The organism is Phenylobacterium sp. (assembly GCF_037138395.1).
In the GTDB taxonomy this organism is placed as follows: Bacteria; Pseudomonadota; Alphaproteobacteria; order Caulobacterales; family Caulobacteraceae; genus Phenylobacterium.
In genome coordinates this window covers 1-8950 of record NZ_JBAXIM010000105.1, presented here as the reverse complement: position 1 = coordinate 8950, position 8950 = coordinate 1, and the positions used below count along the sequence as shown (strand labels likewise).

The 8950-nt window shown below is 66.7% G+C and carries 9 protein-coding genes; 6 read left to right on the top strand and 3 right to left on the bottom strand.

From position 1 onward, the window contains the following. Positions 1-1038: amidase family protein (locus WCJ52_RS09255; RefSeq protein ID WP_336903020.1), on the top strand; the 1038-nt coding region annotated here is incomplete at its 5' end. Next, a complete protein-coding gene (locus WCJ52_RS09250; protein ID WP_336903019.1) occupies positions 1035-1415 on the top strand; it encodes a DUF423 domain-containing protein in 381 nt (126 codons plus the stop codon). The genes WCJ52_RS09255 and WCJ52_RS09250, both read left to right, overlap by 4 nt. 149 nt (positions 1416-1564) lie before the next feature. Here the strand turns inward: WCJ52_RS09250 and WCJ52_RS09245 are convergent, their stop codons facing one another. Beyond that, positions 1565-2782 carry a multidrug effflux MFS transporter gene (locus WCJ52_RS09245; RefSeq protein ID WP_336903018.1) on the bottom strand — a complete coding sequence of 406 codons (1218 nt, stop codon included), beginning with the start codon at positions 2780-2782 and terminating at the stop codon, positions 1565-1567. Positions 2783-2860: 78 nt separating this feature from the next. On the opposite strand from WCJ52_RS09245, the gene WCJ52_RS09240 reads away from it, so the two are divergent. From WCJ52_RS09240 to pip, 3 genes are all read left to right on the top strand, one after another. Then, positions 2861-3871 carry an alpha/beta hydrolase gene (locus WCJ52_RS09240; protein ID WP_336903017.1) on the top strand — a complete coding sequence of 337 codons (1011 nt, stop codon included), beginning with the start codon at positions 2861-2863 and terminating at the stop codon, positions 3869-3871. A gap of 143 nt (positions 3872-4014) precedes the next feature. Continuing rightward, positions 4015-4407 carry a DUF805 domain-containing protein gene (locus WCJ52_RS09235; protein WP_336903016.1) on the top strand — a complete coding sequence of 131 codons (393 nt, stop codon included), beginning with the start codon at positions 4015-4017 and terminating at the stop codon, positions 4405-4407. 66 nt (positions 4408-4473) lie between these two features. Then, on the top strand, positions 4474-5475 hold the full coding sequence (gene pip, locus WCJ52_RS09230) for a prolyl aminopeptidase (protein WP_336903015.1): 1002 nt from the start codon (positions 4474-4476) through the stop codon (positions 5473-5475). Positions 5476-5530: 55 nt separating this feature from the next. On the opposite strand, the gene WCJ52_RS09225 is transcribed toward pip, so the two are convergent. Next, the gene (locus WCJ52_RS09225) at positions 5531-6133 is read right to left on the bottom strand and encodes a hypothetical protein (protein WP_336903014.1); all 603 of its coding nucleotides are present in this window, start codon (positions 6131-6133) and stop codon (positions 5531-5533) included. 84 nt (positions 6134-6217) lie between these two features. Then, the gene (locus WCJ52_RS09220) at positions 6218-7183 is read right to left on the bottom strand and encodes an alpha/beta hydrolase (protein WP_336903013.1); all 966 of its coding nucleotides are present in this window, start codon (positions 7181-7183) and stop codon (positions 6218-6220) included. Positions 7184-7352: 169 nt separating this feature from the next. On the opposite strand from WCJ52_RS09220, the gene WCJ52_RS09215 reads away from it, so the two are divergent. Further along, positions 7353-8639, top strand: coding sequence for an MFS transporter (locus WCJ52_RS09215; protein ID WP_336903012.1), 1287 nt, complete (start codon positions 7353-7355; stop codon positions 8637-8639). The last annotated feature ends 311 nt before the right edge of the window (positions 8640-8950 follow it).

The window sequence follows — 8950 nt, the reverse complement described above, 5'->3', positions numbered from 1 at the left end:
AGCGCCCTCCTGGGCCCCTGCCGCAATCCCTGGAACCCCGGCCACATCGCTGGCGGCTCCTCCGGCGGATCGGCGTCAGCGGTGGCCTCGGGCATGGTCCCCATGGCCCACGCCAGCGACGGCCTGGGCTCGATCCGCATCCCCGCCGCCTGCTGCGGCCTGGTGGGCCTGAAGGGTACCCGAGACCGGATTCCCAACCTGCCAGACGGCTTCGACTACGCCGCAGGCTTCGTGGTCGACCACGTGGTCACCCGCACGGTGCGTGACTGCGCCGCCATGATGGACGCCACCGATACGCCCGAGCCCGACAGCCCCTATCCCGCCCCGCCCAAGGCCGGTCCCTACCTGGACGAGGTGGGCCGCGCTCCAGGTCGCCTGCGCATCACCTGGTCATCCGAGACCGTCTCCGGCCGCCCCATCGACCCCCAGGTCCAGGCGGCCCTGGAGCGTACTGCCGACCTCCTGCGCCGGCTGGGCCATGACGTGGTCGAAGAGGGCCTGGGCATCGACTACCGCGCCCTCTACGCCGCCCGGGGCCCCGTCTCGGGCGCCAACTTCGCCGCCGGCATGGCGCGGCTGATCGAAGAGATCGGCCGCGAGCCTGAGCCCGACGAGCTTGAGCCCCTGACCTGGGTCTCCCTCAAGGGCGGGCGCAAGGTGACCGGCGAGATGGCTCTGCGGTCCCTGCAGGAACTGCGCATGCTGAACCGGGTCACCCTGGCCGCCTTCCGCGACCGCGACGTCCACCTGACCCCGGTGCTGGGAACCCCGGTCCCCGAGATCGGCTTCATCGACCCGGTCAACCTGGAGCCCCGGGAGGTCAACCGCCGGCAGGGCCAGGTCTTCCCCTTCACTCCGCCCTTCAACTTCTCGGGCCAACCCTCCCTGTCCCTGCCCCTGGAAACCACGGCAGACGGCCTGCCCGTGGGCATGATGTTCACCTCCCGCTATGCCGACGAGGCCACCCTCTTCCGCCTGGCGGGCCAGCTGGAGCGCGAGGCCCCCTGGGCCGGGCGGCGGCCGGGACTTTGGGCTTGAAGGGACTGCCAAGGCGCGACTGGCTGGCCCTGGCGGCCTTGAACGGCTTCTCCGCCATCGCCATGGGCGCCTTCGCGGCTCACGCCGTGAAAGACCCAAAGGCCGCAGAGTGGATCCGCACCGGATCGCAGTACGCCTTCTGCCACACCATGGCGACCTTCGCCTCGGCGGCCCTGATGGGCATGGGCGCCCCCCGCGCCCGCTTCGCTCCGGCCTTCTTCCTGACCGGCTCGGTGATCTTCGCCGGAACCCTCTACGCCATGGCCTTCGGCGCCCCCCGCTGGCTGGGGGCGGTGACGCCGGTGGGTGGCGTCCTCTTCCTCATCGGCTGGGCCTGGCTGGCCCTTTCCGCCCGGGACCTGGACCGAACCGCCTAAAGGGAACAGGCCGCCGTTGACCCCCTCAGTCGGCTTCGCCGACAGCTCCCCCTTGGGGGCGCAATTGGCGCTCTAATTCCTCCCCATCAGGGGGAGGTGGACCGGGGCAGGGCCCCGGGCCGGAGGGGGTCAGCTGAGCCTGCGGTCGCTCACACCCGCGCCGTGCCCTTCAGGGCCAGGGTCCGCAGGGCCAGGGCCGAGCCGGTCATGGCCAGGAACAGGGTCAGGGCTACAGGCCGGGCCGAGCCATCCCCCAGGGCGGCGGTGAGGCTGGACGCCGCCGCGCCAGCGGCGAAGGACGACGAGCCCATCAGGGCCGAGATGGAGCCCGCCCGCCGGGGATCGATGTTCAGGGCCCCGGCCATGGTATTCCCGGCCATGAAGCCATAGCTGGACAGGACCAGGAAGATCAGGGGCAGGACCGTCCATCGCTCGCCCCAGCCGGTGAAGGCAGCGACGAGCAGCAGCGCGGCGGCGACAACGCCCACCGCGCTGGCGCCCCTCAGCACCTGCTCGGGGGTATAGCGCAGCAGGAGCTGGCGATTGATCTGGCCGGCGCCGATCACGCCGGCAGCGTTGAGGCCAAAGACCCAGCCGAAGATGGAGGCCGGTATACCCCAGACGCCGATCAGCAGGCCCGGCGAGGCGGAGATCCAGGTGAAGAGGGTCGCCCCGTTCAGACCGCCCGCCAGGGCATAGCCCACCAGCCGCTTGTCCTTCAGGAGGGAGGCCAGGGCCGCCAGGGGCGACTCCGAGCGGGCCTGCGCGGCGGTCGCCTCGGACCGGGACTCCTCCAGCCGGAACAGGGTCGCCGCGCCCACCGCCACGCCGAAGGCGGCCAGGGCCCAGAAGTTGGCTCGCCAGCCGCCCAGTTGCAGGAGGACCCCGCCGAGGAGGGGGGCCAGGATCGGCGCCAGCCCCATGACCAGGGTCAGCAGGGATAACATCCGCGCCGTCTGGGTATGGTCGAAACGGTCGCGCACCACCGCCCGGGCCACCACCCCGCCCGCGCAGCCGCCCAGGGCCTGGACGAAGCGGGCGGCAACGAGGAACTCGGCTGACGGGGCCATGGCGCAGGCGCAGGAGGCCAGGACGAAAAGGGCGACGCCTGCCAGGATCGGCCCCTTGCGCCCCAGACGGTCCGAGGCCGGGCCATAAAAGAACTGGCCGATGGCCATGCCGGCGAGGAAGGCTGAAACCGTGATCTGGGTATGGGCGGTATCGACGCCAAGGTCAGCGCCGATGGCCGGCAGGCTGGGCAGGTACATGTCTATGCCCATGGGCGCGAAGGCGGTCAGGGCGCCCAGCAGAACGACTAGCCCCCAGGTGGACCCCGAGGCCCGACCGCTTCCCACTTCTACCGCCATTCCAATCCCCCGCGTTCCGCCCTTGCCATACCCCCGCCAGGTCTGGCCAAGATAGGGAAACCTTCCAGGGAGTTTCGAATGTCCGCGCTCGCCCGCCAGATGCCACCCGTCGCCAATGTCCAGGTCAACGGGATCGACATGGCCTATTACGAGGTCGCCCGGGGCCAGGGCGTTCCCATCGTCTTCTGCCATGGCTTTCCGGAGCTGGCCTTCTCCTGGCGCCATCAGCTGAAAGCCTGCGAGGCGGCGGGCCAGTGGGCCATTGCCCCGGACCAGCGCGGCTATGGCCTGACCTCCCGGCCGGACACGGTCGAGGCCTACGACATGGAGCACCTCGCCGCCGACCTGGTGGGCCTCCTGGACCATCTCGGCATCGAGAAGGCGGTGTTCTGCGGCCATGACTGGGGTGGCTTCGTCGTCTGGCAGATGGCCCTGATGCACCCCGACCGGGTGGCCGGCGTGATCGGCCTGAACACCCCCTTCACGCCCCGCGGCGACTACGACCCCATCGCCTCCATGCGCTTCGCCTTCGGCGAGGACATGTACATCGTCTGGTTCCAGAAGCCCGGCGAGGCCGACGCGGCCCTCGGCAAGGACGTCGACAAGACCATGCGCTTCTTCATGCGCCGCCCGCCCGAGGACCAGGCGTTCCCGCCCAGCGGCGGCCTGAGCATCGACAAGGAGGCCGGCCCGGCCACCACCTCCACCTTCGCCTTCCGCGACATGCTGGCCGAGTGGGACAAGTCCGACACCGCCAACCAGCTCCTGTCCGCGGACGAACTGGCCGCCTTCGTGGAAACCTTCGAAGCCACCGGCTTTACCGGCGGCATCAACTGGTACCGCAACTTCACCCGCAACTGGGAGCGGTCGGCCCATCTGCCCACCCGCATCGACCACGTCCCCTGCCTGATGATCTGCGCCGAAAAGGACGCCGTCCTGCCGCCCTCCATGGCCGACGGCATGGAGACCCGCATCAAGGACCTGGAAAAGGCCCTGGTCATGGGCTCGGGCCACTGGACCCAGCAGGAGAAGCCCGAAGAGGTGAACCGCTTCATACTGGAGTGGATGGGGAGGAAGTTCGGGGGGTGAGGGGCCAGGGCTCCCTCAGGGACGCGATTCTCCTTGCCTTCAGGGCCTGAGGTTACAATCCTTCTCTGGAGCATGCAGGGAACGAAGGGTTCCTGATCGTTCCAAGGCCAAGCCTGCAGCCAAGCGGGGGGAATGAAATGAATATGCTGGAAGCCGTCACGGCTGTACTTCGCAAATATGCCGATTTCAACGGCCGGGCGCGAAGATCTGAATATTGGTGGTTTGAACTCGCGTATTTTCTGTCTCTGATTCTCCTTGGAGCTATTGGAAAAATTCTGACGTCTCCGAACTTTCAAAATTATGTTCTAGGAACACTGGCAGCTATTATTATCCTTGGCGCACTCGTTCCAATGCTGGCAGTCGAGGTGCGTCGCCTGCATGACATCGACAAATCAGGCTGGAATATCCTTTGGTTTAGCATTCCGATTGTTGGGTTCATTGTCAGGATCATCTGGCTCTGCAGGCGCGGGACCGTCGGGGACAATCGCTTTGGTCATGATCCGCTTGCTCAGACCACGGGCGAGATCGGGCTCTGAGACGCCTCAGGACTCCTGACGGCTCCTGATCTGGCGGACCCGCCGGCGAAGGTCTAGGAGGGGGATATGAGCAGTGATCCCTGGTCCCCCACCTTTTCCAGTTCCGCCAGCCGCCGCGGCCTGTTCCGCGAGGTCGAGCCCTTTGCCCGGGGCCGCATGGCCACAGAAGGCGTCCACGAGATCTACTACGAGGAGTGCGGGCGCGCCGATGGACGGCCCTGCGTCATCCTGCACGGCGGCCCGGGCGGGGCGATCAATCCCACAATGCGGCGCTTCTTCGACCCGGACCGCTGGCGGATGGTGCTGTTCGACCAGCGCGGCTGCGGCCTCTCCACCCCCAATGCCAGCCTGGAGGAGAACACCACCTGGCGGCTCATCGAGGACATGGAGCGCCTGCGCACTCGGCTGGGGATCGAAAAGTGGACCGTCTTCGGCGGCTCCTGGGGCTCCACCCTGGCCCTGGCCTACGCGATCACCCACCCCGAGCGTGTCGAGGCCCTGGTCCTGCGGGGCATCTTCACCCTGACCGAGCGCGAGGTGGCCTGGTTCTACCAGGACGGCGCCTCCGCCCTCTTTCCTGACGCCTGGGAACGCTACCTGGCCCCCATCCCCCCGGAGGAGCGCGGCGACCTCCTGCACGCCTTCCACCGCCGGCTGACCGGAAGCGACGAGGCCGCCAAGGCCGCCGCCGCTACCGCCTGGAGCCAGTGGGAGGGGGATACCATCTCCATCCGGGGGCCCGAGGGCCGGCCGGCCAAGTTCGGCGAGGTGGACTTCGCCATCGCCTTTGCCCGGATCGAGTGCCACTTCTTCGTCAACCGGGGCTTCTTCCCCGAGGATGGCTGGATCCTGAAGAACGCCCATGTCCTGGCGGACATCCCCGGCTGGATCGTCCAGGGCCGCTACGACGTGGTCACGCCCATGGAGACGGCCTGGGCCCTGAAGACGGCCTGGCCGAAGGCGAACTTCGAGATCGTCTGGGACGCCGGCCACGCCTCCACCGAGCCCGGCATCATCGACGCCCTGGTGCGTGCGTCCGAGGCGGCGCTCAGATCGCGTGGGACTTGAAGAATTGACTTCCGTTTCGCGAGATTTGTGGCGCTGATTTCCTAGAAGAAGGTAGTCATGACCGGGATTCTCCCGTGCGGACCGCCCTCTTTGAAACTGATTTCTTAGGGCTTACCCATACTTCTTTCGGCAAATCAGGCATTGAGGGTGGAGGGAGAACTCTGATTCCCTCCCTTACATCCATAATATACATTGCCACTTCTTGCAAGAATCGATTGAGAACAATCAATTCTTCGCTAACCCGACGCAAATCTTCCAATCCATCAGGAATGTAATCACCGAACTGCGTCGGACCTTTTCTTCGCATTAGCGATAGTCCACCACGCCCGATCAAGCCGCCGCTCGCATGTACGTACGTGTTTCTATTCGTTCGGCAGCGATCATAGATCTTGGCCGCATGATCCAGAAGATTTATTATCTCCGGTTTCATTTTCTTATCCAAAGAGATCAGCTTGATCTTCTGCCATATACTGACATCCCCCAGATCATGCGTGATAACTCTTCCGATAGATTGATCTAAATCGGCAACAATAGAAAAAATTGCACCCGTCCAATATTCACATCCGTTCCAGCAGAACGTAATATTCCCCAAAGCATGTAGCTTTTCGGCGGATATTGGGGAATGCAGCTCTATCCATGGATCGTTATCTAGGGACAATTGGGAGAAATCCTCAGAGTACGGAAATACTGAACCCGATGAGAGAAACTACAACGGAATTGCGTGATTCAGATTCGTTAGGCCTCAGAGCCCCTTCAGCCAGGGGATGAGCCGGGCGTTGACCTCGGCGGGGCGCTCCTGCTGGGTCCAGTGACCGCAGACGTCCAGCACCTCGGCCACCTGCAGGTTGGGCACCTGGGCCCGCATCAGCTCAATCGGGTCGCCGCGCCCCATCATGTTGAAGGCCAGGTCCCGGTTGCCGGCCATGAAGAAGGCGGGCTGCTCGATCTTCCGGTCCTTGAAGGCCTGCTGCCAGGCGAAGTCCCGGTCGTGGTTACGGTAGCGGTTGATCGGCCCGCGCAGGCCCGAGGCCTCGAACTCGGCGGTGTAGTAGTCAAGGTCAGCCTCAGTCATCCAGGCCGGGAAGGGCTCGGGATCAACCAGGCCCTGTAGAAGAGAGGCGTCGGCGGTCTTGTCATTCGGCCATGTGCCGTCCGGGGCGTCGCCCGAGATGGCGTAGTAGAACTTGCGCAGGAAGTCGCGGATGTTGGCCTCGCCTTCCGCCTCGGCCACGCCCTCCTTCTGGAAATAGGCCTGGTAGAAGAACTTGTTCCGGGCCGTGAAGACCTCGTTGAAGACGTCAGAGAAGGACCTCTGCCCCACCCCGGTCCAGGGCACGGACAGGGCGCCCACGGCCGAGAACCGGTCGGGGCGCGACAGGGCCGAGTTCCAGACAATTGGCGCGCCCCAGTCGTGGCCCAGCAGGATGGCCGGCCGGCCCGGCGACAGGGCGTCGGCCACCCCCACCAGGTCGCCCACCTTGTGCGGCATGGCGTAGTCGGCGACCGGGTGCGGCTTGTCCGATCCGCCATAGCCGCGCACGTCGATGGCGCAGGCGGTGAAGCCGGCCTCAGCCACCGGGCCGATCTGATGGCGCCAGGAGTACCAGCTCTCCGGGAAGCCATGGACCATGATCACCAGGGGGCCCTGCCCCTGCACCACGGCGCGAAGCTTCACCTCGCCCGCGTCGATCGTCGTGAACTCCACCATCTGGTCCTCCCTTGGAGGGGCCAGCAGACCCTCCCGCGCGCCTGGAGGCAAGCCCTGCCAAGCCTCCACGGGGATTCCGGGCTGGCATGTCGCGTCCGGTCGCATAAACTTGCGCAGACTCGGTCGCCATTCCAGGCGAGGCCGGCCCGCCCCCGAGGATCCTGCCCCCATGTCCGCCAGCGACGCGACAGACGCGGGTTCGCCCAAGGCTCCAGCCGACGCTCAGACCGGCTTTCCCAGCTACCTCTTCACCCAGGGCGCCTGGTTCCTCGCCTTCGGCCTGCAGATGGTCCTGTTTCCCTATCTGGTCCGCGTGGTCCTGCAGGAAGATGAGATCCGTTTTGGCCTGGCCCAGATGTCCCTGCAGCTGCCAACCGTCCTGCTGATCCTGCTTGGCGGGTATGCCGCAGACCGCACCGACACGCGCCGGGTCGTCCAGATCGGATGCGCCCTGTGCGCCGCAAGCTTCCTGGGTCTCGGCGTCTTCGTGGCCGGCGGCCACCTGACCTACGCCACGCTGATCCTCTATGCCCTGGGCATCGGGACCATTGGAGCCTTTGTCACCCCGGCCCGGGACGCCCTCCTCAGCCGCGTGGCGCCCGGCGGCGTGCAACAGGCCGTGGGAATGGCATCGCTGGCCCAGTTCGGCGGGCAGATCCTGGGCATGGCGGCGGCGACGGCAGCGCCGATCCTGGGCCTGCCGGCCCTGTTATTCGGACAGGCCGCCATGATGGCGGTGGCGGCGGGCGCGGCCAGCCGGGTCCGGCCCCGTCCCACAGGTCCGCCGAGGATCCGCGAGGGCGGCGTGCTGGGGTTCGTGGCCAGTGAGATCAGCGGGGGTTTCCGCGCCGCCGCCGCCTCGCCGGTGATCGCCCCGGTCATCCTTTGCGCCATTGGCATGGGCATTTGCTTCATGGGCGCGTTTGCCGTGCTCCTGCCGCTGATCGTCCAGAGCTATTTTCCGGCCGACCTGGCAGGGCCGGAGCGAACCCGCATCGCCACTGCGCTGGGCGTATTCAGCCTCACCTTCTGGATTGGCTCGATCCTGTCAGCGACGGTCCTGCTCCGGGTGGGCCACATCCGGCGCAAGGGGCGGGTCTACCTGGCGTCGCTCTTCACCGGGGCGAGCGTCCTGGTCCTCTGCAGCCTGCCCATGCCCTTCTGGCTGCTGTGCGGCCTCAACTTCGTCTGGGGCCTGGGCGGCGGCGTGGCCATGACCCTCGGCCGTGGCCTGGTTCAACAGTACGCCCCGCCGGACAAGGTGGCGCGGATCCTCTCGATCTTCACCCTGGGCACCATGGGCGGCGCCCCCGCTGGCGCCGTGCTCTACGGTGTCCTGGCCCATGCCATCGGCCCCCATGCCGCCATCCTGTTCCCGGGGCTGGGGATGCTGGTGATCGTGACCGCCGTCGCCCTCCGCTCCCAGCTCTGGAGCCTTGCGGAGGGCGAAGGCTGAAGCGCCCCTGACACCCATCCCCATCGGGCGGGCAATTGGCTCTGTAATTCCTCCCCCCAGGGGGAGGTGGACCGCGCAGCGGGCCGGAGGGGGTCAGCTGAGGCACCGTTGACCCCCTCACCCGGCTTCGCCGGGAGCTCCCCCTTGGGGGAGCCATTGGCCCTGTAATTCCTCCCCCCAGGGGGAGGTGGACCGGGGCAAGGCCCCGGGACGGAGGGGGTCAACGGCGCCGCCTCAGCCCGAATCCGTCCTGAGCCTAGAACAGCGAACTCTTGGACCCGGTGACTTCGTCGTAGCGATGGACCCGGACG

Excerpts from the sequence above, each read along its gene's own strand:
- WCJ52_RS09245 (WP_336903018.1), bottom strand. The coding sequence starts at position 2,782 with ATGGCGGTAGAAGTGGGAAGCGGTCGGGCCTCGGGGTCCACCTGGGGG.
- WCJ52_RS09240 (WP_336903017.1), top strand. The coding sequence starts at position 2,861 with ATGTCCGCGCTCGCCCGCCAGATGCCACCCGTCGCCAATGTCCAGGTC.
- WCJ52_RS09235 (WP_336903016.1), top strand. The coding sequence starts at position 4,015 with ATGCTGGAAGCCGTCACGGCTGTACTTCGCAAATATGCCGATTTCAAC.
- pip (WP_336903015.1), top strand. The coding sequence starts at position 4,474 with ATGAGCAGTGATCCCTGGTCCCCCACCTTTTCCAGTTCCGCCAGCCGC.
- WCJ52_RS09220 (WP_336903013.1), bottom strand. The coding sequence starts at position 7,183 with ATGGTGGAGTTCACGACGATCGACGCGGGCGAGGTGAAGCTTCGCGCC.
- WCJ52_RS09215 (WP_336903012.1), top strand. The coding sequence starts at position 7,353 with ATGTCCGCCAGCGACGCGACAGACGCGGGTTCGCCCAAGGCTCCAGCC.